At 70.1% G+C, this 25,731-nt stretch carries 14 protein-coding genes; 8 read left to right on the top strand and 6 right to left on the bottom strand.

The window, feature by feature from the left end; all coding sequences use genetic code 11:
• Nucleotides 1–49: 49 nt before the first annotated feature.
• From G4D85_RS35440 to G4D85_RS35410, 7 genes are all read left to right on the top strand, one after another.
• Nucleotides 50–421 carry a hypothetical protein gene (locus G4D85_RS35440; protein ID WP_205525843.1) on the top strand — a complete coding sequence of 124 codons (372 nt, stop codon included), beginning with the start codon at nucleotides 50–52 and terminating at the stop codon, nucleotides 419–421.
• Complete coding sequence (locus G4D85_RS35435; protein WP_164018519.1) at nucleotides 418–1,260, top strand: hypothetical protein; 843 nt, start codon at nucleotides 418–420, stop codon at nucleotides 1,258–1,260. The genes G4D85_RS35440 and G4D85_RS35435 overlap by 4 nt, the downstream gene beginning before the upstream one ends.
• Nucleotides 1,257–4,100: a hypothetical protein gene (locus G4D85_RS35430; RefSeq protein ID WP_164018518.1), complete on the top strand. Its 2,844-nt coding sequence runs from the start codon at nucleotides 1,257–1,259 to the stop codon at nucleotides 4,098–4,100. The genes G4D85_RS35435 and G4D85_RS35430 overlap by 4 nt, the downstream gene beginning before the upstream one ends.
• Nucleotides 4,101–4,190: 90 nt before the next feature.
• A complete protein-coding gene (locus G4D85_RS35425; protein ID WP_164018517.1) occupies nucleotides 4,191–9,290 on the top strand; it encodes a non-ribosomal peptide synthetase in 5,100 nt (1,699 codons plus the stop codon).
• Nucleotides 9,287–12,322 (top strand): type I polyketide synthase, encoded by a 3,036-nt coding sequence (locus G4D85_RS35420; protein WP_164018516.1) that lies wholly within the window; start codon nucleotides 9,287–9,289, stop codon nucleotides 12,320–12,322. Before G4D85_RS35425 ends, G4D85_RS35420 begins: the two co-directional genes overlap by 4 nt.
• Before the next feature lie 2 nt (nucleotides 12,323–12,324).
• Entirely contained in the window at nucleotides 12,325–13,098 is a 774-nt protein-coding gene (locus tag G4D85_RS35415) for a thioesterase II family protein (RefSeq protein ID WP_164018515.1), read from the top strand.
• On the top strand, nucleotides 13,095–14,837 hold the full coding sequence (locus G4D85_RS35410) for an acyl-CoA dehydrogenase family protein (RefSeq protein WP_164018514.1): 1,743 nt from the start codon (nucleotides 13,095–13,097) through the stop codon (nucleotides 14,835–14,837). Before G4D85_RS35415 ends, G4D85_RS35410 begins: the two co-directional genes overlap by 4 nt.
• A gap of 9 nt (nucleotides 14,838–14,846) precedes the next feature.
• Here G4D85_RS35410 and G4D85_RS35405 read toward each other — a convergent pair whose 3' ends face one another.
• Nucleotides 14,847–16,169, bottom strand: coding sequence for a metal-dependent hydrolase family protein (locus G4D85_RS35405; protein WP_164018513.1), 1,323 nt, complete (start codon nucleotides 16,167–16,169; stop codon nucleotides 14,847–14,849).
• 195 nt (nucleotides 16,170–16,364) lie between these two features.
• Nucleotides 16,365–18,386 carry an Ig-like domain-containing protein gene (locus G4D85_RS35400; protein ID WP_164018512.1) on the bottom strand — a complete coding sequence of 674 codons (2,022 nt, stop codon included), beginning with the start codon at nucleotides 18,384–18,386 and terminating at the stop codon, nucleotides 16,365–16,367.
• Nucleotides 18,387–18,997: 611 nt separating this feature from the next.
• On the opposite strand from G4D85_RS35400, the gene G4D85_RS35395 reads away from it, so the two are divergent.
• The gene (locus G4D85_RS35395; protein ID WP_240359689.1) at nucleotides 18,998–19,489 is read left to right on the top strand and encodes a hypothetical protein; all 492 of its coding nucleotides are present in this window, start codon (nucleotides 18,998–19,000) and stop codon (nucleotides 19,487–19,489) included.
• Between the two features lie 61 nt (nucleotides 19,490–19,550).
• Here the strand turns inward: G4D85_RS35395 and G4D85_RS35390 are convergent, their stop codons facing one another.
• The 4 genes from G4D85_RS35390 to G4D85_RS35375 all read right to left on the bottom strand — a co-directional run bounded on the left by G4D85_RS35390 (nucleotide 19,551) and on the right by G4D85_RS35375 (nucleotide 25,439).
• Nucleotides 19,551–21,158: a golvesin C-terminal-like domain-containing protein gene (locus G4D85_RS35390; RefSeq protein ID WP_164018511.1), complete on the bottom strand. Its 1,608-nt coding sequence runs from the start codon at nucleotides 21,156–21,158 to the stop codon at nucleotides 19,551–19,553.
• 186 nt (nucleotides 21,159–21,344) lie between these two features.
• Nucleotides 21,345–23,063: a B12-binding domain-containing radical SAM protein gene (locus tag G4D85_RS35385; RefSeq protein WP_164018510.1), complete on the bottom strand. Its 1,719-nt coding sequence runs from the start codon at nucleotides 23,061–23,063 to the stop codon at nucleotides 21,345–21,347.
• Between the two features lie 313 nt (nucleotides 23,064–23,376).
• Entirely contained in the window at nucleotides 23,377–23,967 is a 591-nt protein-coding gene (locus G4D85_RS35380) for a class I SAM-dependent methyltransferase (protein ID WP_240359688.1), read from the bottom strand.
• 110 nt (nucleotides 23,968–24,077) lie between these two features.
• Nucleotides 24,078–25,439: a hypothetical protein gene (locus tag G4D85_RS35375; RefSeq protein WP_164018508.1), complete on the bottom strand. Its 1,362-nt coding sequence runs from the start codon at nucleotides 25,437–25,439 to the stop codon at nucleotides 24,078–24,080.
• Nucleotides 25,440–25,731: the final 292 nt, after the last annotated feature.

Here is a 25,731-nt window from a genome sequence, read left to right as displayed (position 1 = left end):
AGGTGCCCTTCGCCGGCTGCGTCCGCCGGGCCGGGCCGGCATGCTACGCTTGCGCCTGATGCTCACCATCCGCAGAGTGCAGCTGGAGACTCTTGCCGCCCCGCAGCGCGAGACCTTCGTGGGAATCGCCCTTCGCAGCCTCGCGAAGCTCTTCCCCGACGACGCACGCCTTGCCGACGAGAAGGCGATGCGCGCGCTCATCCACGACGCGATCTCTCGCGCGAACGAGTACGACCTCGCGCGAGAACGAGAGCTCCTGCTGTTCATCTACCTCGTGTTCGACCAGGGGCCCGGCTTCGAGTCGCGGCAAGGCCAATCCTGGATCGAGCGGCTCCTGCGCGATTCGAGCCTCGAGGAGAGTGAGAAGATGGATGTCATCTATACCCGTCTCGAGCTCGCGTCCCGGGGAGGTCGCCCATGAACTTCCAGGCTGCGCTGGCCGCTGCCAACGAGGCCGCGAGGGCCCTCGCGGGCGGCGTTTCGACCTGTCCGGTCGAGAAGACGGGTCTCATCGTCCTCGTGTATGGCGGTGACAACGACGACGCGCTCCCCAATGTGCGCGTCACGGTGGATGGCAATCCCATGGACACCGGCGCGAACGGTCTCGCGCGCTTCATCCCCATCGTTGAGGGCGACCACACCGTGCACGTCGTCCGCCCTGACGGCTCGCCGGAGCTGATTGCCCCGGACGACGAGCAGGTCCAGGTGAACCGGGCCGAGTGCCCCATCCGCGCGCTGCACATGCCCACGGGTGTAATCCCCAGAATCAAGCTCGTCTGGGACCATGACGACAGCCCAGTCGCCGGTGTCGAGTTCGAGATCAAGAAGAGCGGCGCCCCGAAGCGCACGACGAGTGACCTGGGAATCGCGACCTGGGACCAGCGCCTGCGCCCGTACTTCTACGACATCCAGGCGGTCTTTCCCGGTGGCGTCAGCTACCTCGTCTTCGACCGGGGAACCGCCACGAGTCGCGTCGACCTGTCGCTGCCGCCTCCCCAGACCTTGAAGATCAAGAGGAGTCTGGTGACCTTCCACGTCCAGAAGCAGGTCGGCGCAGCCGTAGAGGAGCTCGTGGACGCTCGCGTGAAGCTGAGGGATCCGGAGCAGGAGCGCCCGACCGCCATCGAGGTAGCGAAGTCGGTCGCGAAGTTCGTCATTCCCGTCGGGAAGCCGGAGCAACTGAAGACCTGCGACGTCGTGTCCTTGACCCCCGACACGACCGACGCCGTCTACGAAGTGGTGGAGGTGACCTCGGTATGAGCATCGCGTACGGTCCGCGCTCGGACGCTCCCAAGCTCACCATCACCAAGGGGCACACGCTCCGCCAGCTCCTCCTGGCGAACGGGCTCGATGGCCAGCTCGATACGGTGGGGCTCTACAACTGGGGGACGAAGGACCCCGCGGAGATCAACCGCGCGCTGGTGGAGCTCGTGGGCTGCTCGAGCGTCGCCGTGGATCCGCTCGACTCCGTCCTCGACCCGGGGCGTGGCACGAAGCAGCCACTCCTCAAGCCCGTGCCATGGACGCCGACGCTCGCCGTCGAGAAGGTGCATACGGTCAAGGTGAAGCGGCGGCTCCCGCCTACCGCCGTTGCCATCACCGAGCTCACGGCCTTCTTCGACCCCGCAACGGAGACCTGCACGGCGCGCTGCCGGTTTGAAGGCGCGGACACCCGCGCCGACAAGCGCGACTTCGAGGTGCACGCGACAGGTTATTTCACGGTCGTGAAGGATCGCGAGGGTGCCGGCACCGTCGAGGTGGAGAAGCCCTGCGGAACAGACGACGTGGACGAGCCGTCACACACGCACCTCGTGAGGAACTCCCTGCCGGCCACGCCAGGGATGGAAACGATTACGTGGGACGGCACGAGCAACGCCACGGAGGGCGTGCTCAAGAGCCCGGCGAAGATCACCTCGCGCTGCGCGCCCTACGCAGTGCTGATTCGCTACTACAAGGACGACACCGACAAGGACGCTCGCCTCAAGCTCGAGCCCTTCTATCCGCGCTGGCGCCTCACGGGGAGGGCCCGGCGCGAGCTCGAAGAGACGTCGCTCGTGGTGACCTGGAAGCTCGAGGCAGAGGCCTCTTCGAAGGCCAAGCTCAAGGTCGGTCAGCTCTCGGTGCACGACAAGGACGGCGCCGTCGCCTTCTTCACGGTGCTCACGAAGGAGCAGCTCGCCGCTGGCAGCTACGACCTCCTGAAGGGCCCCGTGAAGTGGGACAAGGCCCGGGTCGACCCGACGAAGATGCCGTATCGGGTCCAGCTCCAGGCCCACAGCGACGGCGACGAGGACAATGGCCTGGCGCTCGCGACCATGCCGACGCAAGTGCCCGTGTTCGCCTATGAGCAGGTGCAGCTCATCGGCTTCAATGTGCGCAACGACACCAACGCTGCCGGAGACGAGTACCTCGGCAGATATGTCACCGCCACCGATATCAGGAAGCGCTGCGAGGTGATGATCGACGCCATCCAGCGCGCGCATGTGGATACGGACGCGAACCGGAAGATCCTGAAGGTGTTCGTCGCGCCCGAGTTCTACTTCCGTGGAAAGGACGGGGCCTATCCGGTCGAGGAGATCTCCACCATCCTTCCGAAGCTCCGCGCCGAGACCGACAAGCACCAGTACCTCGACTGGATGTTCGTCTTCGGGACGGTGATTGGCCGGCAGCTGCACGAGTCAGACGCGGGGGGGAAGCTCGCCCACGGCGAGTCGATTCATGCCGTGAAGGTCGTCACCGTCGATTCCGCGACGAAGATCACGGCCAAGATCTGGTCGGCTCCGAAGAGGGGGTGGGTCTTCCAGAAGGGGGCGACGAAGACGAAGATCTCCGCGGACCCCGTCGGTGCGGGTGTCGTGGACCTGGCCGACGGCGGCACCACGCTCGCGCTCATGCTCGACAGCACCGCCGGGTTGGCCAATGGCGATGACACGGAGATGATCGAGCCCGTGATGACGATCGCCGACACGTGGCCGCCGTTCGTCGGCACGAAGACGCAGATCAAGGTGGCGTCCAAGTTCTGCGCCCGCATCCCGATCGACCCTGGCACGAAGGAAGTCGTCACCGTCGCCGGTGAACGCTGGCAGGCCGTGAGCAATGGCATCACCAGCAACATCACCAAGGTCGACTTCAAGGAGGCGGAGGGCTTCTACTGGCTGACGTTGTCGCCGGGAGGTGCGTACGAGAAGGGCAGGCCGCTCACGCTGCTGGAGCCGGTCGCGACAGAGGTCTTCAACGTCGCGCTGGTCCAGAAGGGCTGGCATGCACCGCTCCTCGGCGACGGGAGCTTGCGCGAGGTCGTCACCTACAAAGAGAACATCTCGCCCATCGACTTCATCCGCGACGCGAACCTTGCCTTCCACGCGAAGACCGGCGTGAACCGCAAGGTCAAGATCGACGACACGGACGACCGCCCCGTCCTGCCGACCGACGGTTCGAGTGACCTCGTCGGGGCAAACCCCAACGTGAAGCGGCGTCCGGGCAGTGTGGTGGGCTCGGAGATCAACCTGTCGGGGGCCGGGGGCGGCAGCGTCTTCACCATGCACGGGGTCACATTCGGTCTGGAAGTGTGCCTCGACCACGCGAAGGACCGGTTGTGGAACTTCTACAACGGGCCGAACAAGCGCGCGGGCGATCCCAAGGTGCAGGTCCAGCTCATTCCCTCGTGGGGCATGTCGATCGGCGGTAGCGACGCCGGAAAGGAGGTGAGCGCGCTGCCGGGTGGCCTCATCTTCAACGTCGACGGCTCACGCATGGAGTCCGTGGCTCGGACGTGCGACGGCACGTACTCGTGCGACACCCACGCGACGAAGACTGGCATCAACGGCGCCCGTTGTGATCGTGACGCAAGCTCCCTCAGCGCGGGAGTCGTGTTGTTCAAGTGCAGTGATGCGGCGCATTCCAAGTATCTATACCCTGCGGGGTGCCCGACCCATGGCAAGTACCCATGCAACAGACGGCTCCAGAAGCTGGGGGCCGTGATTGCCGCGACGAGCACGACGGATGTCCCCTCAAGCGACGATGTGACGTACTTCAAGAAGAAGGGGAACGTGCAGGTGTTCCCCGCGAAGCCCCTGCCCGACCCCGACGTCGTCGCCTGATGCGGGCGCAGCACCAGGACAGACTCAACTGATAGCTCCAACCCGCCGGTGCGGGCACTCCGCGAACGTACGGCGCCGGCCGGAGGCCTCTTGCTGTTCCCCCTCGTCCACCAACTCGTCGAGCAACAAGCGACCGAACTTCCCTTCCATGTAGCGGTGAGCCACGGGGGTGAGACCCTCACCTATGCCGCGCTGAACGAGCACGCGAACCGGCTGGCGCAGGCGCTGCTCGCGCGGGGGGCCGGGCCGGATTCCATCATCGGTATCTGCCTCCCTCGAAGCGCCGAGCTCGTGGTGTCCATCCTGGGCGTACTCAAGGCGGGAGCCGCCTGGCTTCCGCTGGAGCCGTCCACCCCGCCCGAGCGCTTGCGATACATGGTGGCCTCCGCGGGCGTGAAGCTTGTTATCGGCACGGGCGCTGCCGTGGAGCGGCTCGCGTTGGACGGCGCCCAGGTCGTCTCTCCCTCGGGACTGGAGCTCGCGTCGTTCCCGGCGGTGAATCCGGGCGTGCACGTCCTGCCGGACCACCTCGCCTACGTCATCCACACCTCGGGCTCCACGGGGCTTCCCAAGGGGGTGATGGTCAGCCACCGCGCCCTGTCCGCCTTCACGGCGTACCACCGCGGCACGTTCGCGCTGTCGTCGGCGGATTGCGCCGGGGTGGTGGCCTCGCCAGGCTTCGACGCGTCGGTCATGTCCATCCTGCCCTCGCTGGCCTCGGGCGTGCGCCTGGAGCTGCCGCCTGACGAGGAGACGCGCCTGTCGCCTCGGAGGTTGCAGGAGTGGCTGCTGGCCCGGGGCATCACCTTCGTCTTCCTGCCGACGCCGCTCGCCGAGCGCGTGCTCCCGCTTCTCTGGCCGGAGGACTGTGCCTTGCGCCTGCTGCTCACCGGGGGAGACCGGCTGCACGTGCGACCCAGGCCCGGGCTGCCCTTCCAGCTCGTGAATGGCTATGGCCCGGCCGAGTGCACCATCTACTGCACCTCGGGCATCGTCCCGCCCGGCGAGGAGTCGCGCGAGGAGCGCCTGCCGTCCATCGGCCGTCCCATCGACGGTGCGGAGCTCCACCTCCTCGACGCGGAGCTGCGGCCCGTGGGCGCCGGGGAGACGGGGGAGCTCTTCATCGGAGGGCCGGGCCTGGCTCGCGGGTACGTGGGCGCACCGCACCTCACCGCCGAGCGCTTCATTCCCAACCCCTTCTCCCTCACTGGCGGCGAGCGCCTGTATCGCACGGGCGACCTCGGACGCCGGTTGCCGGATGGCTCGCTGGAGTTCCACGGCCGCATCGACTCGCAGGTGAAGGTGCGCGGCATTCGTGTCGAGCCCGCGGAAGTCACCGCCGCGCTGCTGACCCATCCGCACGTCGGCGCCGCGCACGTCATGGCGCGGAGCACCGGGGCCCTCACCGGAACGCCGGAAGCTGGCCCGGACGTCTCCTTCGTCGCGTGGTTCGCGCCGAGGGATGCGCGCGCCGTCCCTGGGACGGAGCAGCTTCGCGAGCACCTCCGGGCCTGGCTTCCCGAGGCCATGATGCCGCGGACGTTCGTCGTGATGGACGCGCTTCCGCTCGGCCCCACCGGCAAGGTGGACGTCCAGGCGCTCCCTGTTCCCGCCGTCCACGCGCCTCGGAGCCGTGCGTACGTCGCGCCCCGCACGGAGCTGGAGCACGGGCTCGCGCGGGTGTGGCAGGCGGTGTTGTGCCTGGAGCAGGTGGGCATCGAGGACGACTTCTTCGAGCTGGGAGGCCACTCCCTGCTCGCCACGCAGATCACCACCCGGATTGAGGACGCGCTGGGCCTCCCCCTGTCACTGCGGGAGCTCTTCGCCCACCCGCGCATCGCACAGCTGGCGGAGGTGCTGGAGGCGCGGCGAGCTACTCCTGCGAAGGACGTGCTGCCGCCCGTGGTCCGCGCCGCCGGCCGAGAGCGGGCGCCGCTCTCCGTGCAGCAGGAGCAGGTCTGGTTCCTCCAGAAGCTGTCGCCCGGCAGCATTTCATATCAAGCGCAGACGACCCTCCGCGTGCTGGGCGGGCTGGACCTGGCGGTGTTGGAGCGTGCCCTGACGGAGATTACGCGGCGCCACGAGCTGCTACGGACGACCTATGAGGAGGTCGACGGCCGGCCATGGCAGCGCGTCAGGCCGGTGACGCCCGTGCAGGTTCCACTGCTCGACCTGAGTGGGCTGTCCGGGGACGAGCGGGAGCGCCGGAGGGAGGAGTCCATCCGCGAGGAGCTGCGGCGACCGCTCTCCCTCTTCGAGCCGCCACTGGCCCGCTGGAGTGCCATCCGCCTGGCTCCCGACGAGCACGAGCTCGTCCTCGTCGAGCACCACGTCGTCCACGATGGTGCGTCCTTCTCCGTGCTGATGCGGGAGCTGGACGCGCTCTACAACGCCTACCTGCGCGGAGAAGAATCGCCGCTGCCGGAGCTGCCGGTGCAATACGCCGACTTCGCCGCCTGGCAGCGCTCGACGCTCGACTCCCCGGCGATGAAGGCCCAGCTCGCCTTCTGGCGCGAGCGGTTGGCAGGCGCGCCCGAGGTGCTGCCGCTGCGCACCGACCACCCGCGCCCGCGCGTGCAGAGCTTCAACGGCGACCTCCTCCGGCTGGAGCTGCCGCCCGCGCTGCCCGGCGCCCTGCGGGTCTTCTGCCAGCAGGAGGGCGTCACCCTCTTCAACGCCCTCTTCGCCGCCTTCGCCACGCTGCTGCACCGCTACACCGGGGAGCGCGACCTGTGCATCGGCTCGGCCTTCGCCGCCAGGGCCGGCATCCGGAACGTCGAGAACCTCATCGGCATGTTCGTCAACGCCGTCGTCCTGCGGTGTGACGTCTCCGGCGCGCCGTCGTTCCGCGACCTGGTCCGCCAGGTGAGGGACCTCACCGCCGCGGCGGCGGAGCACCAGACGTATCCCTTCCTCAAGCTGGTCGAGGGCCTGGGCGTGAAGCGCGACCCCAGTCGAAACCCGCTCGTCCAGGCCATGTTCAGCTTCCACGACTCGGCCGTGCCCAGTCCCCAGCTCGGCGGTGCCGCATGCACCATCTTCGAGCGTGGCAACGGCTCCTCGAAGGTGGACCTGGACGTCGTCGCCATTCCGCATGCCGGTCGGCACCTGGGCGACCCGGCGCGCGGTGATGCCCGCATCTCGCTCATCTGGGAGTACAACCGGGACCTCTTCGACCGCGCGACGATGGAGCGGATGTCCACCCACTTCCTGCGGCTGCTCGAGGCCGCGGTGGCCAGCCCCGGCACTCCTGTGTCGCGCCTGCCGATGCTCACCGATGCGGAGCGCCACGCCCTCCTGGTGGAGCGCAACGTCCCCTCCGCGCGTGGCTCCGAGCCTCCGGTGCATCACCAGGTCCTGGAGCAGGCCCTGCGGACGCCCGACGCAGTGGCCGTGGACGACGAGGCAGGGAGCCTCACCTACGCGGAGTTGGTCCGGCGCGCGACGCTGCTGGCCGAGCACCTCCGCCAGCAGGGCACGGACGTGGACCCGGTCGTCGGCGTCTGCGTGCCCCGTGGCGCCGACCTGGTGACAGCCGAGCTGGGAGTGTTGCTGGCCGGAGCCGCCTTCCTGCCCCTGGACCCGGAGCACCCCGCGGAGCGGCTCGCGCTCATCCTCGCCGATGCAGGCGTCCGCCAGGTGGTCACCACCGGAGCCCTTGTCGAGCGGCTTCCCACCGCGCTGGAGCGGGTGTGCGTCGGGGACTTTCGCGCCCCCGGCACGCCACGCGGCCACCTTCCCACCGGCGTGCGGCCCGGCCAGCTGGCCTACGTCATGTACACCTCCGGCTCCACGGGCAGGCCCAAGGGGGTGATGGTGGAGCACCGCTCGCTGGCCCACCTCGTCGGGTGGCACCGGCGTGCCTTCGGCCTGGACGCGAACAGCCGCACCACGCTCCTCTATTCTCCCGCCTTCGACCCGTCCGCCGCGGAGGTCTGGCCGGCGCTGTCGGCCGGCGCGACGCTGCATGTCCCCGGACAGGACGTGCGCCTGTCCCCGGAGCGGCTCCAGGCGTGGCTCCTCTCCGAGTGCATCACCTTCACGGACCTGCCCACGGCGCTCGCCGAGCGGCTGTTGGCCCTGGCATGGCCCGCTGCGTGCGCGCTGCGCACGGTGCTCGCGGGCGGAGACCGGCTCCACGCGCGTCCGGCACCCGGGCTGCCCTGGCGGCTGTTCAACCAGTACGGCCCCACGGAGACGACCGTGACGGCCACCTCCTGCGAGGTACTCCCCGGAGGCCCGAACGAGGCGCTGCCCGCCATCGGCCAGCCCATCGACGGTGCCACGGCGTATGTCCTGGATGCCGAGCTGCAGCCGGTGCCGCCGGGCGTCGCGGGAGAGCTGTATGTCGGCGGTGCCGGGGTGGCGCGGGGCTACCTGAACCGCCCGGACCTCACGGCCGGATGCTTCATCCCCGACCCGTTCTCCTCGCGCCCTGGCGCGCGCCTGTACCGCACGGGAGACCGCGTCTGCTCCCGTCCGGACGGCGCGCTCGAGTTCCTGGGCCGCATGGACTCGCAGGTCAAGGTTCGTGGCTTCCGGGTGGAGCCGGCGGAGGTCTCCGCGCTGCTGCGCACGTGTCCTGGACTCGCCGAGGCCCACGTCCGTGCGTGGAGCGCTCCGGGCGGAGAGGCGCGACTGGTCGGCTACCTCGTTCCCCGGGCCGGACAGGCCATGCCTTCACCGGCGCGGTTGCGCGAGCACCTCGCCCGCGAGCTGCCGGCCTACATGATTCCCTCCGCCTACGTGGAGCTGGGGACGCTGCCGCTCACCCACGGTGGGAAGGTGGATGAGCGGGCGCTGCCCGAGCCCAGCGCCGCGACGCAAGCGCCTCAGGCTCCGCTCGCAAGCGAGCTGGAGCGCCGGCTCGCCGGCCTCTGGTGCGAGACGCTGCGCCTGGAGCGCGTGGGCGCGGAGGACAACTTCTTCGACCTCGGCGGACACTCCCTGCTGCTCGCGCAGGTGCAATACCTCCTGAAGAGCCGCCTGGGGCACGACATGCCCATGGTGAAGCTGTTCGAGTTCCCCACCGTCCGGGCACTCGCCGGGTATCTCCAGGGCCAGGACGATGGTGGGGAGGCGGCCGCCGAGCGGGAGCAGCGTCAGGAGCAGCGGCGGAGCGGGCGCGCGCGCCTGCTGGGCCGCCGGGAACGGCTGGCGACGGACGGCACCCGGGAGGAAGCGGAGTGAGTGCCTTCCTGGCGCAGGACGAGGAGGAGCGCTCCGCGCACGTCGCGGTGGTGGGACTGGCGTGCCGGTTTCCCGGTGCCGCCAACGCCGCGGAGTTCTGGTCCAACCTGGCCGGCGGCGTCGAGTCCATCACCTTCTTCGGTCCGGACGGGCGCCCTCGTGAGCAGCCGCCCGGAGAGAGCGCCGTGGGCGAGGAGGTGCCCGCCTTCGGCCTGGTGGCGGACGCCGACAGGTTCGACGTGGCGGCCTTTGGCTGCTCGCCCCTGGAAGCGCTCATGCTGGATCCGCAGCACCGGGTGTTCCTGGAGTGCGCGCGGGAGGCGCTGGAGGACGCCGGGTATGACCCCGCGCGCTATCGCGGCGCCATCGGGCTCTACGCCGGAGGGAGTGAGACGTCCTATCTGTCCACGCTCCGCGCCCGGAGGGAGCTGCTGGCAGGCGCCAGCGACTGGCAGCTTCGGCTGGCCACGGGCGTGGACTTCCTCACCAGCCGGGTGGCCTACAAGCTCGGGCTGCGCGGCCCCGCGGTCACCGTGCAGACGGCCTGCTCCACGTCCCTGGTCGCCATCCACCTGGCCGCCCAGGCGCTGCTCTCGGGGGACTGCGACATCGCCCTGGCCGGAGGTGCGTCGGTGCACGTGCCGCCTCGGTTCGGCCACTACAGCGAGGGCGGGCCGCTGTCTCCAGACGGTCGCTGCCGTGCGTTCGACGCGCGCGCGCAGGGCACCGTGGGCAGCAACGGCGCCGGGCTCGTGGTGCTCAAGCGGCTCGCGGACGCGCTGGAGGACGGGGACACCATTCGCGCCGTCCTCCGGGGCTCCGCCATCAACAACGACGCCGCCGGGAAGATTGGCTTCACCGCGCCGAGCGTGGAGGGACAGGCTCGCGTCATCGAGACCGCGCTGCGCGCCGCCGGGGTGGAGCCCGAGAGCATCACCTCCATCGAGGCCCACGGCACCGGCACGAGGCTGGGAGACCCCATCGAGCTCGCCGCGCTGACGAAGGCCTTCGGCACCCGTCAGCGACACTTCTGTTGGCTTGGCTCGGTGAAGACGAACATCGGCCACACGGACGCGGCGGCCGGCGTGGCGGGCTTCATCAAGACCGTCCTGGCACTGGAGCACCGGAAGCTGCCCCCCAGTCTGAACTTCGAGCAGCCCAACCCGGAGATCGACTTCGAACACAGTCCCTTCCGGGTGAACACGGAGCTGCGGGACTGGGACACCGGCGGTCTTCCCCGGCGGGCCGGCGTCAGCTCGCTGGGTATCGGCGGCACCAATGCCCACGCGGTGCTGGAGGAGGCGCCCGAGCAGCCCGTCTCGGAGCGCTCGCGCACCCCGCAACTGCTGGTGCTGTCGGCCCACGGCCCCTCCGCGCTGGCCCGGGCCGTGGACCGACTCGGCGGCCACCTGCGCCAGCATCCGGAGGTCTCCCTCGGCGACATCGCCTGGACGCTCCAGGTGGGACGTCCCGCGCACGCGCACCGTGGGTTCGCCGTGGGCTGTGACTCCACCGAGGTCCTCCGCGTGCTGGCGGAGCAGGAGGGCTCCCCGGGCGACGCGCGGCTGGAGCCTGGAGAACGCCCGGTGGTGTTCATGTTCCCCGGCCACGGTGGCCAGCACGTGGGCATGGGCCGGGAGCTGTATGCCACGCAGCCTGCCTTCCGCGAGGCCGTGGACGAGTGCCGCGAGCACCTGACGCCCCTCCTGGGGTTCGACCTCCGGGCGGTGCTCCATCCCGAGCCCTCGGACGCCGCCGCGCGCGAGCGGGCCTCCGCCCGGATGGGGGACTTCGTCACCGGCCAGCTCTCCGTCTTCGTCATCGAGTACGCGGTGGCGCGGCTATGGAAGCGCTGGGGCGTGAAGCCCGCTGCAGTGGTGGGACACAGTCTGGGGGCATATGCCGCGGCCACGGTGGCCGGCGTGTTCTCCCTGGCGGATGCCCTGCACCTGGTCCTGGAGCGCTCGCGCATCCTCGCGAGCCTGCCCGCGGGCGCCATGCTCGCCGTGCCGCTGCCCGAGTCCGAGCTGGTGCCGCTGCTCCAGGCCGGGCTCTCCCTGGCGGCGGTGAATGGGCCCGCGCAATGCGCGGTGTCCGGCCCGGTGGCGGACATCGAAGCGCTCCAGGCCCGGCTGACGGCGCGCGGCGTGGAGTCGCGCCTGCTGCGCATCCCTGGCGCCGGGCACTCACACCTCGTCGAGCCGTCACTGGCCGCGTTCAGCGCCAGCGTCCAGCGCGTCGAGCGACGTCCCCCTCAGCTCCGGTGGATTTCCGACCTCACCGGAGCCGCCGTCTCCGCGGAGCAGGCCGTGGACCCGGCGTACTGGGCCGCGCATCTGCGCCACACCGTCCGCTTTGGCGAGGCGCTGAGCACGCTGCTCGCCGGCCCGGCCAGCATCTTCCTGGAGGTGGGCCCGGGAAGGACGCTGGCGACGCTGGCGCGCCAGCACCCCGACGAGGGAACGCATCTCTCGGTGGCCACCCTCCCTCACCCCGCGGACGACACCTCGGACCTGGTCAGTGCGCTCACCGCGGCCGGGCGCCTGTGGGCCGCGGGCGTGCCGCTCTCCTGGCAGGGACTGCACGCGGGCGCGCGACGCCAGCGGGTGCCCCTGCCGACGTATCCCTTCGAGCGCCAGCGCTACCTGGTCGAGGCGCCGGACACACCCGCTCCCGTGTCGGGTCAGGCAGGGGAGGGGAGCCTGCCCGCCTCGCCCCGGAGTGACGCGGCCACCGTGCCCACCGCCACCGGGCCAGAGTTGCCCGAGACGGGTGACCCGACGGTGCACCGCATCGCCACCGCCTTCGCGGAGGTCCTGGGGCTCTCTCGGGTCGGCCTCCACGACAACTTCTTCGAGCTGGGAGGCGACTCGCTGATGGCGGCGCAGCTCATCGCGCGGCTGCGCCCGCATGTCTCCACGCCCCTGCGGGTGAAGGCCATCTTCCGCGCTCCCACCGTGGCCCGGCTGGCCCGCTACCTCGAGGAGACCTCGTCCGACACCAGCCCGCCCCCAGGGGCCTCCTCGAAATGACCATGACGCTGCCTTCTCCCTGGCTGGCCTGCCGCGTGCGGCGCCCCGAGGCCCCCGTGCGCCTCTTCTGCTTTCCCCACAGCGGCGGCTCCGTGGGCGAGTACGTGCGCTGGGCGGACCTGCTCCCGGACGTCGAGGTGTGGGGCGTGCAGCTTCCCGGCCGTGGCGCGCGGGCAGAGGAGGCGCCGCTCAGCCGGATGCGCGAGCTGGTGGACACCCTGGTGGGCGCGGTGGACTTCGGGACGTCCTTCGCGTTCTTCGGGCACAGCCTGGGGGCGCTCGTGGCCTTCGAGACGGCCCGGCGCCTGCGTGGCCTGGGCCGGGCGCTACCGGGCTGGCTGTTCCTCTCCGCGGCCCCCGCTCCGCAGCTTCCTCCGCGGGGCATTCCCGCAAGCCACCTGGACGAGGACGGGCTGCTCACCGCGCTCGAACCCACCTACGGCGAGCTGGCCGTGGAGCTCCGGGAAGACCCCGAGCTGCGCGAGCTCATCCTGCCGGGCCTGCGCGCGGACCTGTCGCTCGTGGAGTCCTACCAGCACGAGGCCGGAGCGCCCCTGGACTGCGCGATGACTGTCACGGGCGGCTCACAGGACGACCTGACTCGTGAGGAGCTGGAGCCGTGGCGCGCCCACACCACCGGGTCCTTCGAGCTCCACCTGCTGCCCGGTGGCCACTTCTACCTGCGGGAGCAGAAGGACACGCTCCTGCAACTCCTCGGGAGGGCACTGCGGCAGGGCCGCCCCGACACCATTTCCAGAAGGGACCTGAAGCCATGAACGAGCCTCTGCACCCCGCCCTGCGCAGCCGTGAGGGCTTCCTGGGCCAGCTCTTCGCGGGGAAGCTCCGCTGGGACCTCGTCCGCGCGTTCCCCGAGCAGGACCCGGAGGAGCGGCGGCAGGGGGATGCCGTCATCACCGAGGTCGAGCGGTTCCTGAAGGAGCACGTGGACCCGGACGAGGTGGAGCGCACGGGACGCATTGCTCCGGAGCTGCGCGAGGCCCTGCGCGAGCGGGGCTACTACAAGCTGCAGGTGGGGCGGGAGCTGGGTGGCCGGGGGCTCTCCATGCTGAACACCTTCCGCGTCATCGAGGCGGTGATGAGCTGGTGCCTCCCGGTGGGCTACACGCTGGCCATCCACAGCGGCCTGGGCGCGGGCGCCATCATCGAGGCGGTCCAGGCCGGTCCGCTCCGGGACTATGTCCGCGCCCGGATTGCCGAGGGGGCCATCTCCGGCTGGGCCGACACCGAGCCCACCGGTGCCTCCGCGCGGCGCGCGTCCACCACGGCCACGCCCACGGAAGATGGGACGGCCTATGTCTTGAGCGGGGAGAAGGTCTACATCGGCAACGGCTCCATCGCGGACCTCCTGAACGTCACGGCCACGCTCTGCGAAGGCGGCAAGGAGCAGATCAGCCTCTTCTTCGTGGAGACGACGAGCCCCGGCTTCCGTGTCCGGGCAGAGCACGGGCTGATGGGTCTGCGCGGGCTGCCCATCTCCGCGCTGAGCTTCGACAACGTGCGGGTGCCGAAGGAGCGGATGCTGGCGATGTCGCAGGAGCACTGGCGAAACACGCCGCTGCTGGAGCCGCTCAGCGCGCTGGGCCGCATGTACATCATCGTTGCTGCGTCCCTGGCGCTCTCGAAAAAGTGCCTGCAGTGGTCGCGCGACTTCCTCCACCGGCGCCTCGCCCAGGGACGCGCGCTCGGCGACTTCGATGAAATCCAGCGGCAGGTCTCCACCACCGCGGCCGAGGTCTTCGCCATGGAGAGCGTGGCCCGGTGGAGCCTCACGGGTGTGACGGCGGACAACCTGCCCGTGCGCTGGTTCGAGCAGGTGGCGGCGAAGAACATCGCCTCCCTGGCCTGCGCGCGAATCACGGACCGGACCCTGTCGCTCCTCGCCGCCGAGGGCTACGAGACGGCGGAGAGCAAGGCGGCACGGGGCGCGGTGCCGGCTCCACTGGAGCGCGCCCTGCGCGACGCCCGGGCCTTCCGCGTGGCGGGCGGCGTGGACTTCCTCGTGGACCACAAGGCCGCGCGGGAGGGCCTCTTCTCCCTCTACTACCCGTCGCCCGCGCATGCCGCGGAGCTCGATGCTCCCCCCGCGCCGCTTCCGGTGGAGGCGCACCTGTCGGCCCGCAACCGCGAGCACCTCCAGCACACCGCCCAGGAGGTGCACCGGCTCGCCCGCAGGTGCCTGGAGCTGTCGCGCCGCTACCCGGATGCGGCCGTGCTCCATGCGCGCGAGCGGACGCTCATCCTGCTGAACCAGCTCTGCAACGAGCTGTTCACCATGTCCGTTACGCTGGCTCATGCCTCGGCCCTGGCCTCGCGAGGCCAGCCGCACGCTGGTGAACTGGCGGACATCTACTGCACCGCCGCGCGCTACCGCCTGGGCGACCTCTGGCGACAGGCCGACGCCGAGACGGAGCCGGACTTCGCGGGGGTGAGCGCCCGCTGGCTGTCCGGGAGCGAGCTCGACTTCCTGCTGTGTGACGTGCTCACGCGGCCGTGAGGCCCGCGTTCAGCGCTTGAGGGTGGGGGAGGGCGGTGCCGCGTCGTTGCGGTGGATGACGCCCTCCTTCATCACGAAGAAGACCTTCTGGGTGGCGCGGATGTCCTGGAGCGGGTTGCCGGGCACGGCGACGACGTCCGCCAGCTTCCCTGGCTCCAGCGTCCCCAGCCGGTCCGACACGCCGAGCAGCTCCGCCGCATTCACCGTGGCGGCGCGCAGCGCCTCGGCGGGCGGAAGGCCGGCCTCCACCAGCAGCGCGAACTCCTCCGCGTTGCGCCCGTGGACGAAGACGCCCGCGTCCGTGCCGAAGGCGATGCGCACCCCGAGGGCAATCGCCTTGCGCAGCACCTGCTCCCGTCGCTGGTCCACCGCGCGGAGCTTGAGGACGTTGTCCGGCGGCAGGTTGCCCTTGTCCGCCAGCTCCTTCACCCCGTGGAAGGCGAAGGCCGTGGGGACGTACCAGGTGCCCTTGCGCTTCATCAGCTCCAGGGCCTCGTCGTCCATCAGGGTGCCGTGCTCGACGGAGTCCACACCCGCGCGGATGGCGCGCTTCGCCCCTTCCGCGCCGTGGGCATGCGCGGCCACCTTGCGCCGGTGCGCGTGGGCCTCGTCCACCACCGCGTCCAGCTCCGCCTGGGTGAGCTGCGGCGCGTCGGCTTCCGCGTTGAAGCTCATCACGCCCCCCGTGGCGCACACCTTGATGAGGTCGGCGCCGTACTTGAGGGTCTCCCGCACGCGGGCGCGCAGCGCGTCCGGGCCATCCGCCACGCCGGGGCTGGCATCCCGGGCCAGCAGCCCCTTGCGCCACGAGTTGCCGTAGTCGCAGTGCCCGCCCGTGGAGCTCAGGCTGGACGACGCCGCGAGGATGCGCGGCCCCACCACGACGCCGCGCGCGATGGCGTTGCGCAGGCCCACGTCGATGAAGTCCTCCGCGCCCAGGTTGCGCACCGTGGTGAAGCCCGCCAGCAGCGTGGTGCGTGCCCAGGGCAGCGTGTCCAGCGTGAGCTCGGGAATCGTGCGCTGGAAGCTGTCGATGACGTCCTTGCGCCAGTCGGGTCCGGGCTCCACGGTCAGGTGCGTGTGCGCGTCCATGAAGCCCGGCAGCAGCGTGGCGTCGCCCAGCTCCACCACGCTCGCGCCCTCCGGCACGGGCGCCTTCGGTCCCACGCCCACCACCTTGCCCTCCGCCACCACCACCACGCCCGGGGTGATGACCTTCCCCGTCCTCGCATCGAAGAGGCGCGCGGCCTTGAGGACCTGGGCTCGGGAGGGCTCCGCGGCGAGGGCGGACAGGGACAGGAGGAACAAGCCGAGCAGGAGGGCGAGTCGCATGACGTCTCATTGGCGCCCGGGCTCTCCCCGAGTCAAGCCACCCGCACTGCCCGTGTGTCCGCGTTACACGGTGGCAACCGCTCGCCACCGTGCAGGGGCGCTCACCGTGGCCGGGCGCCCTGGCGCTCGGCTGCCTCGCTCCCGTGACTGCCGGCGCCTGAGCCTGTCGAGGCTCGGCGCCGGCATCCGCGGTGGCTACTGGTGGAAGTAGAGGTTGTCGATGAACACCGTGCCCCCGTTGGGCGCGACCAGGACCATCTGGGCCAGATGGTGCAGGTTCGCGAGCCCCTGGAAGTCGCTGGCCAGCGTCAGCTCATACGAAAGCCAGGCCCCGGTGGAGAGCGGCGGCGTCGAGTCGGCCGTGAGCGTGGCGGTTCCTTCGGTGTCGTCGCCACCGCCAAATGCGCCATTGGCCCCGAAGTCGACCAGCTTCACCTGGAAGTTGGTCGCGTTGTCCGGCGTCCACAGGTCCAGGTGAATCTTGGTGAGCCCCAGTCCCGCCGCGTCGATCTGGTTGACGCCCGCGGTGCCGTAGAACTCGATGCCGATATAGGTGGTCGTGTTGGTGAAGACGTACTTGCGCGGTGCCGCGCTGCCGCCACCGGCGCTGATGGGGAACGTCGCCCCGCCAGCCCCAGCGCTCCAGTCCGTCCGCCACGTGTCGATTTTGGAGCTCTGGTCGGAGACCGTGCCCGTGTAGCCGCCAGTCACGGAGCTGTAGAGCGAGTACACGGCCGCTCCCGGCGCATGAGTGGGCGCGGGAGGCAGCGTGGTCGGCTCGCCGAGTACACCCGTCACGGTGATGGCGAAGGAGCCGGTGGCCGCCACGCCACCCAGCGTGGCGGAGATGGTCGCCGGGCCGCCCGCGGCAACGCCGGTGACGACGCCGCTGGCGCTGACCGTGGCGACCGCCGGGGCCGACGAGGTGAAGTCGAAGAAGGCGTTGGCAACCGGCTTCACGGTGACCGGGCTCGCCGGGTCGCCGGCGATGGTGAAGACGACCTGGTTCTGGCCCGGGTCGATGGTGTAGGTCCCGGCCGTCGCAACCGACCCCGTGGCGGAGGTGCCGTTGGCGACGGAGGCCACGCCCGCGCCGAGGACGCCGGCGCCGAGGTTCTCGTAGAGCACGTCGGCGAGGTAGAGGGTGTAGCCGTCCGGTGCGTCGGCGATGTGGAAGAGGCCGCCCACATCTTTGTACCTGGCTGGGTTGGGGATGGGGATGGTGAACTTCTGCCAGTCCGTGGTGAGCGCGAGCGCGGTGCGCTCGCTGCCGAAGCCGGTCCCGGAGCCGACGCCAGCGTCGTTGCCGAGGCCGCTCACGTTGAGCGTCTCGGCCTTGCTCGCCTTCGCCCAGAAGGTCAGCGCGTTGTAGGTGGAGAGGTCGCGGGGCGTCGTGGTGACCCAGGCGCCGCCGGAGTACCCGTTGGGGCTGGTGACCTGGAAGTTGATGACCTTGCGGCCGTTGAAGGTCTCGGTGGCGTCGATGGTGACGTTGTTGACGGCGCCGCCGAAGTCCCGGAAGGACACGTCCGTACCGTAGCCGTCGTAGAAGACGACCTGGTTCGCGTCGGGCTGGGTCGCCACGCCGGAGACCGTCACGACCAGCGTGGCCGTCCTGCCGCTCGCCGAGGCGGTGATGGTGGCGCTGCCTGTCGCCACGCCGGTGACGAGGCCGGAGGCGCTCACGGTGGCGGTCGCGTCCGCGCTGGAGCTGAAGGTCGCGGTCGAGGTCAGCGTCTGGGTGGAGCTGTCACTGAAGGTGCCCGTCACGGTGAGCTGCAACGTGCCCCCCTGGGCCACGGTGGCCGGGCTCGGGCCGAGGGCGATGGACGACAGCGTCGGCTCCGCCGAAGGGCTGACCGTCACGGTGGTGGAGGCGCTCTTTCCGGAGACCGTGGCGGTGACCCGCGCCGTCCCGGCCGCGACGGCGGTCACCAGGCCGCTCGTGCTGCTCACCGTGGCGACAGCTGGCGTGTCGGAGACGAAGGTCGCGGACGCGTTGACGTTCTTCGTGGTGCCGTCGCTGTAGGTGCCGGTGACGGTGAGCTGCTGGGTGGCGCCGCCGGCAAGCGTGACGGTGGCTGGCGCCACGCTCACGCTGCTCAGCGTGGGAGTCGGGTTGGGGTTGGGGTTGGGGTCATCCGAGCCGCAGGCCGTCTGTACCAGCACCGTCAGCAGCAGGAGGGAGGTTGCGAACAGTCGATTTTGTGGGGGCATCACTCAACTCACGCTCCAGCGAGGATGTGGTTCAGCGAAGGCTGCTGTGAAGGACGGGGCGAGGTCCTCGATGGTGCCTCAGCGCCCGTGGGTGACTTTGTTTGTTGCCCGAACAAAGTAACTGCCTGAAAGTCAGCATGTCAACGTGCGTTCCCTGACGCGGAAATGACCAGGTGCGTCGTGTGTGGCGCTGGCTCATCCGGTGAGCCGTCATCCTCGTAGCGGAGGTGGGATGCGAGCCGTGACATCGGCGTCCTGCATCCGCTCCCGCGAGGCACGACAGGCCTGTCACGCTCCTCTACCGGGCGTTGTCTGTTCCACTCGGTGGGCGCCTGTGCTTGTCCGCGGGTATGGCATCTGCAAGGCCCGGCGCGACTCCAGACGGGAGAACACGTTTGAACAGGACGATACTGGCCGCGATTCTTCTCTTCGCTGCAACGGCACGGGCCCAGGGGCTGGATGTTCCAGTGGCCCCAGCGAAGCCGAAGGAGGCGCGAGCCGCGCATGCCATCTGGACCAAGTCGCCGATCGGGCATTGGTCGCTGATGTTATTGGTGCCGCCCCTGGGCCTCGGCCTTCATGTCGCGCTTCCAGTGGGCCTGAACCTGCGCTTGTCGGACACGACTGACTGGGTTTTCGAAGTCACGCCCATGCTGATGCGAGACCCCTGTAGCGTCTTGCACGGCACCCCCGCGCGCTGCGGCACGGTCCGGGCGCTCAAGGCCTCCGTGGGTGTGGCCTGGACGCCCTGGCCCGGTGAGCGGGGCGACGGGCTGTTCATCCAGCCTCGGGTGGCTGGCATGTGGGTCCACGATGCGGCACGCGGGACGGAGTTGACGGGAGGAGTGGAGGAGGGCGACGAAAGGAACGAGACGGGGGGACAAGTCACGTTCGGCTTCGACGTGGGATACCGGAAGACGAGAGCGCGCTCGCGCTCCTTCCTCGCCCCGGTCATCGGCGTGGGCGTGGGCTACGCCTGGAACCAGCGGCGCGAGAAGTTCGACTTCGGTGCTCTGTACGGAATGCCGAGCGCAAACGAGTGGAAGGACCAGCGCATCGTGGACCTGAACCTGGACATCCTGCGGTTCGGCGCCACCTTCTGACTGGCCCCATGGGCGCCAGGGGCATGGAGCCTCCTGGCGCCGGAGCCCTGCTCGGCCGGAATTACCGGACGCGGACGGCGTCCGCGACGACGTAGGCGCCGGACGCCGTCCACCGGCTGACCTGCACCTTGTTCCAGCCCGCGGAGAAGCTGAAGGTGCCCAATGTGTTCCAGGCGCTGCCGCCCGTCTGCTGATTCACGTACACCGTGCCCAGCTTGGTGTTGGACGCGTTGAAGACGTTGAAGGGCGCCTGCGTGGAGCGGTCCGTGGCCGAGGTCCACCACCCGTCGACCGTCCTGGTGGCCGCCGTCGGCAGGTGGAACCAGAACGTCACCGGCTCCGACACCGGCGCGGTGGTGGCGACGAAGTAGCCCGAGCCGTAATAGCCCCCCACGTTCGTGGAGGAGACCCAGTTGGTGCCCGTCACCTCGACGTAATACTGGCTGATGTCGTTGTTGGCGTTGTTGCTGTCGATGATGACGCCCGAGGTGGTGTCCCCGCAGTACGACTTCACCTTGTTGAGGTACGTGGTCCACGGCCAGTTGGGACCCGGGTCCGTGCGGTTGTTCGGCTGCAGCCGGCCGTGCGCCACGATGTGATAGCTGTCACGCACCACCGTCCGGTCGCGGGTGATGTCGCACGTCAGCTTCGCCGAGGCGTCAATCTGCCCGGCCGGGAAGGACGTCTGGCTGGCGTAGCCCGCGTGCTCGATGCCCACCGAGAAGTTGTTCACCGACACCCCATTGAGGCCGCACAGCACGCTGCCGTTGAGGCCGCAGTCGTAGGGGGCCGCCACGTGCCAGCCGCGGTCCGTCTCGCGCACCAGCTGCGACACCTCGCTGCCGCTCTCGTTCACCGTGTAGTGCGCGCTGACATCGGAGTCGGGGTTGACCTGCCAGCCCCAGCAGCCCGAATAGCCGCCCTCGCAGGTGTGGATGACGACCATCGAGATGTCGGTGCCCGCGGGACGCGCGTTGAAGTTCGTCGAAGGGCGCCAGATGGAGGCCGCGTAGTCCGGGCCCGAGGCCATCGCGTGCACGCCGGGCGAGACGAACCGCGCCTGCACCTGGGTGGCCGGTAGCGACACGGCCACCCGCCCTTCGGGCGTCCGTGCTTCCGCGCCCTCACGCAGCACGCCATACACGGCCTGATGGATGAACTGCGCCTGCGCCTCGGTGCCGGAGATGCCGCTGAGCTTCGCGACGGCCGGAGCCCACGCGCCCACGTCCGAGCGGTCCACACCCAGCTCGTCCGCGTACGCCGACAGCAGCGCGGCGGCGGCCCGGATGTTGGCCTCGGGCTGGGTGCGCACTGCCTCCTCGGACAGTCCGGCCAGCCGCGCACCCTCGGAGACCTGGGAGCCGCGCAGGGCCATCAGGCCGTGCGCCGCGGGCAGGCCCGCGAACTCCTCATGGCCCTGCACCATCTCCCACCGGGTCTCCGCGTAGGCGTAGGCCTTGAGCAGGTCGGCCGGGACGCCAGACTCCCTGGCGGCCTGGGCAAAGGCCGCGTCCAGCGCGTACGGGGTGCGCTCTGCCTCGCGCTGGGTGGGGGTGCGCGCGTCCTCGACGGCTGCCGGCGTCTCGGGTGGAGGGGATTCCTGCGGACCACAGGCGGCCAGGGATAGCGCGGCGGTCAGGGTGACCAGGGGCTTACGGAACGGATGCATGCACGGCACTCCTTGCGAGGGGGGAGGTGAAGTGACGGCTCCCTCCTGGAGACAGAGGCAGGATGCTCTTCCTGTATCCCAAGAAAATCAGTATTTTCTTGAAATAGCCATCCGCAGGGCGTGCGCGGCGCCTTCGGAGGCTCCGTGCTCTACGAGCGCAGCCCCGGCATCAAGGCGCCGGGTGCCTTACGCCGGCTGCAGGAAGCGCCCGTCGACGAGATGCTCGATGACCTCGTGCGCCGAGCCCGGGTCGAGCCTCACCTTCGCCCTCAATTGCTCCACGGCGGTGGCGACCGTCGTCGGGCGCTCGAAGGCGGCCAGGGTGGTCAGGAGAATCTTCCCGTCCTCGCCCTGGTCCAGCGTCGGGTCGGTGAACCTTCGCGGGTTGAGCGACGGTGCGCAGACCATGCCCGTTCCATCCACCGACCGCACGACAGTCACCTGCTCCTGCGCCACCTTCGCGGGGACCCGGTGCGGTCCCAACCAATCACCGAGCTTGAACTGAAGCGTCGAAGGGGCGGTGTTCAACAGGCGCGTGCGTCCGTTGATGGCAATCCTTCGCCTCGCGTCCCTGTGCGCCCACGCGAGGGCATCCACGTGGTCCGAGGTGCGCTGCACTTCCTTCTCAAGCGCCGCGTCGCGGAAGCGCAGCATCGGCACCGTCACCGCTCCTGGCTCGCGTCGCTCGAAGTAGTCGAGGAACTCCGGGAACGTTCGCGCTTCGGTCTCCATGTCGAACCGCGCGGGGTGCTCGGTGACGAGCGCCCCGGGCTGCGCTTCGAGTCGCTGGTAGCCCACCACGCAGTCGAGGCTGATGACTCGCTCCACCAGGCGAACCTCCTCTTCGAGAGTGGCGGCGCTGGCGAAGGGGAGGCCCGCGATTCCGGAGACCTCGATGCCCAGGTTCGGATGGCGGCGGCAGCTTTCGATGAGCTCGAGGAGCTGCTGGTCCGAGGCACACGGCTTGAGCAGGCCGCGACGCATCTGCTCGTGCCGCTGCTGTTCCGAGAAGCAGCCGACGTCGAGCACCATGTAGACCTGCTCGAAGGTTTCGGCGAGCGCGTCGACGAGCTTGGGCGGGGCTACCCCCCACAGGAAATACGTGCAGGAGTGGCGTGAGAGGTCGACCCCCGCCCAGGTGCTTTGCAGGAACGCCGCCGAGCTTCCCGAGAAGTCATAGCGGAGCTGCCACGTCCGGTTGACGATCTCCTGGTGGTCGCGGCGCACGCTCTCCTCGGACCGCAGGAACGGCTTCGCGCGTCCGAAGGCCGCCTTCTGGTTGCCGCGCGCCCCGCCGCAATAGAGGCAGTTCTCGCCGCACCCCTTGCCGGGCGCGACCCACCCCGAGAAGGCGTGGCGGTCCTGGTGGCTCAGGAAGATGTCGTTGAAGTGCGAGTAGTAGACGTCTTCGCTGTTCGTGGCGCCCTGCACGTACGCGAGCGGCAACCGTCGCGGGGTGCCGTCCGGCGCCCGGGAGACGCAGTTGGGCGGGGAGGGGTCGCCCTGGCAGAGCGCCAGCAGCGGCAGCTCGCCGTCGCCCAGGACGATGTGGTCGATGCAGTCGAACGCCTCCAGCTCCCGCCACCAGTACGACGCGGTGTTGCCGCCCAGGACGATTCGGATTTCGGGGTCGATCTTGCGCAGCGTCCGGGCCAGGAGCAGCGCGCGGTGGACATGGTGGAACCACTTGAGGCTGATGCCGACGAGCCGGGGGCGCACTCGGGCCACCATGGCTTCGAGCGAGCGGGTCACCTCGTCTTCGGATTCGTCCCCGTCGAAGAGCCGGACGAAGGCCTCGATTCCTCCCCGTCGCAGATAGCTCGCGAGGTAGAGGATTCCACAGGTGGCCTCGCCGGTTCCGGCGCCGACAAGGAGGACTGGAGAGAGGACGCGACGGCCATGCATGAGACGAAACCCGACCTTCCGAATGGCGCGAGTATAAACGCTCCCGCGCCGAGGCGTACGGGCGTGTGAGCCGTCCTGCGCTCTCGCCGCCGCCCTCACCATCAACACCACGGCCGGCGGGTTGGCCAATGAAAGCGGTGGAAGGGGGCGACCTGACGGGCAACCGCCAGGGGGCCTGTCGCCTGCCCGCGCCTGGTTGGGATGCCGATGACGCTGTTGGCGCGAGGCCCTGAGCTTCACAGAGCGAATGGGCGAGGAGTTGCCGCATCCTCCGAGCCTGGGTGCTGACGCACGCACGCCTGACCACGCAGGGTCACTGGCTGGACGAGGGTTGCAGGAAGAGCAGGTAGTGGTCCGGAAGGCCGTCGTACTCGGACACGATGGAGTAGCCCGCCTCCTGGGCTGCGGCGACAAGCGGTGGACGCATCGCCCGGAGGTGCGTCACCGCAACACGGCCATTCGGAGTGAGTGCGGCACGCAGCCTGGTCAGGAAGTCCTTCCGGTCCGCGAGGAAGTGGTCCACCTCGGAAAGAAGTATCAGGTCGTACGCGCCGGGTTCGAGGCCTGGCTCGTCCGGCGCCACCTTCCGCACCACGACGTTCTTCCGCTCGGACACACGCGCGCGAAGCCTCGCGAGGGCTTCATCGTTGATGTCGGTCGCGACCACCTGTCCCGCTGGACCGACTGCATCCGAGAGTCGCAGCGTGAAGTAGCCAAGACCGGCTCCGACATCGGCAATCCGCTGTCCCGGGGCAATCTCCAGCGCGGCGATGAACCTGGCCGGCTGCCGGGACTGGTCATACGCGGGTTGCACGCCTTCGACCCCGCCGACCCCATGGAGTGGGACGGGCTGCTCCAGCGCGGAAGCCTCCATCGACATCCGGTCGGGCTCGCGACGCGTCACCTCGCCGCCCTCACAGCGACATGCGCCTGTCGTGGCCGTCACGAGGCAGAGCAACAGCCATGCGAGACGACGGGGCGTTGCAGGCGCACGAAGGAGAGTCATCTTGAGCTTCAGGGGCGGATGGGCAGGCCGCGCAGGAACTCGATGGCGGGCGCGAGCTGCTGCGGATCGCCATGGAAGCTGCGCGTACCGAGCTGCCCGAGGAAGGCCTCGCGGGAGGTCGGCACGCCGTCGGAGGCCATCTCCGAGCCGCGCATCACCAGCGGCACCGCGCTGCTGCCCGCGGCGCGCAGGAGGCTGCCAATCTCGTCGTTGCTCAGGCCCGCGCCGCGCGCCACCGACAGGAACCGCTGGCTCACGTCGCCGGTGAGCCGCAGGGCGTCGGGCGCGTTACGGGCGAGCGCCTGGACCTGCTCGGGGCTGAAGCCCGCCTGCTCGTAGGCCCGCAGGGTGCGCGGCTGTGCGTAGGCGATGCCGTTGGCGGTGGCCGGGTCATGCCCGGCGTCGCGGAGGGTCCGCTCCGCGTCCGCCTGGGTCCGCTGGCGCTCGACATGGTTGGAGTACAGCGACCCGCCGACGCTCACGGCGAAGCCTCCGACCGCGGCCACTCCGGAGGCCAGGCCCAGGGCCGCCGCGCCGCGAAGTCCGGCCTGCTCCGCCGCCGCCGCGCCCCAGCCCCCGAGGGTTCCCGCGATGCCCACTCCGTCGCCCACCAGCCCCGCCACGTCCCCCGCGTTGCCACGTCCCTCGCCGAGAGTCCTCAGCCGGTCGGCGCCGCTGAACACGCCTCCCGCGATGCCCAGTGCGCCTCCCGCGTTCGAGACCAGCCGGCGCGACGCGGCCGCGAAGCCATCGAACACCTCCGCGCCTGCGGAGGCTCCACCGCCAAGGACGTCCGCCGCATTGCCGAGGTTCTTGAGCACCGTGCTCGCGGCCTCCGGCGTGTGGGGGCGCGCCTCGGCGAGTGCCTGGTTCGCCTGCGCCATGCGGAGGGCGGCATGTCCGGCCATCGGCCCCTGCGCCTGCTGCAGGCTGGCCGTCGCGTCCCGGAGCCGGCCGGCGTTCTGCGCCATGTAGCCGCTCAGCTCGACGGCCGCGCGGTCCACCTCGGCATAGTGCCGGGCATTCTCGGGGCGGGTGCGAAACGCGGTGCGCTGCTGCTCGCGCTCGGCCTCACCGAGGGCGGGGCCACGCTCACGAAGCTGCTGCTGCAGGTCTCGCTCCAGGCGCTCGACCTGGGTATTGGCGCGCTGGAGGGTGCCCGTCCGCTCCCCGATGCCCCGGGAAATCTCGTCGAGCGTCCGTACCGGGTTCGGGTCTCTTACCGGTGCCGTGGGCTGTGCGCTGACCGCCGCCTCGGCCTGACGTCGCCGCGCATCGGTCTCCGCTTCCATGCCGTCGACGTAGCGCTGGGTGGGGTCGGCACGGGGCGTCTCCGCCGCCGGAGGAGCCTGGGGCTCCTGGGGCGCCACCGGGACCGGGGCCTCCTGGGGAGTAACGGACTGCGGCCGAAGCTCGGCAGGGCGAGAAGAAGTCGGGGAGATGGATGACACGCAGAGGCCTCCAGCCAGCTTGAGGTGGATTATCCGTGGAACTGCTCAAAAGTTGCGTACCGCCCGCCGCCGCTCCGTCACGCTTCGTCCCGGCCAGGGGCAGGCTCGTCACCAGCCCCGGCCATTTCATCACATACATCCCGGGCGTGCGGGCAGGCGCCGGTATCAACGATGCCACCCGGAAGCCGCCGACACGGCTGGCTCCGGAGTC

Source organism: Pyxidicoccus trucidator (assembly GCF_010894435.1).
Classification (GTDB): domain Bacteria; phylum Myxococcota; class Myxococcia; order Myxococcales; family Myxococcaceae; genus Myxococcus; species Myxococcus trucidator.
The sequence above is the reverse complement of the archived record's forward strand: the minus strand, read 5'-3'. Positions and strand labels throughout refer to the sequence as shown.

Excerpts from the sequence above, each read along its gene's own strand:
- G4D85_RS35435 (WP_164018519.1), top strand. The coding sequence starts at position 418 with ATGAACTTCCAGGCTGCGCTGGCCGCTGCCAACGAGGCCGCGAGGGCC.
- G4D85_RS35430 (WP_164018518.1), top strand. The coding sequence starts at position 1,257 with ATGAGCATCGCGTACGGTCCGCGCTCGGACGCTCCCAAGCTCACCATC.
- G4D85_RS35415 (WP_164018515.1), top strand. The coding sequence starts at position 12,325 with ATGACGCTGCCTTCTCCCTGGCTGGCCTGCCGCGTGCGGCGCCCCGAG.
- G4D85_RS35410 (WP_164018514.1), top strand. The coding sequence starts at position 13,095 with ATGAACGAGCCTCTGCACCCCGCCCTGCGCAGCCGTGAGGGCTTCCTG.
- G4D85_RS35405 (WP_164018513.1), bottom strand. The coding sequence starts at position 16,169 with ATGCGACTCGCCCTCCTGCTCGGCTTGTTCCTCCTGTCCCTGTCCGCC.
- G4D85_RS35400 (WP_164018512.1), bottom strand. The coding sequence starts at position 18,386 with ATGCCCCCACAAAATCGACTGTTCGCAACCTCCCTCCTGCTGCTGACG.
- G4D85_RS35390 (WP_164018511.1), bottom strand. The coding sequence starts at position 21,158 with ATGCATCCGTTCCGTAAGCCCCTGGTCACCCTGACCGCCGCGCTATCC.
- G4D85_RS35385 (WP_164018510.1), bottom strand. The coding sequence starts at position 23,063 with ATGCATGGCCGTCGCGTCCTCTCTCCAGTCCTCCTTGTCGGCGCCGGA.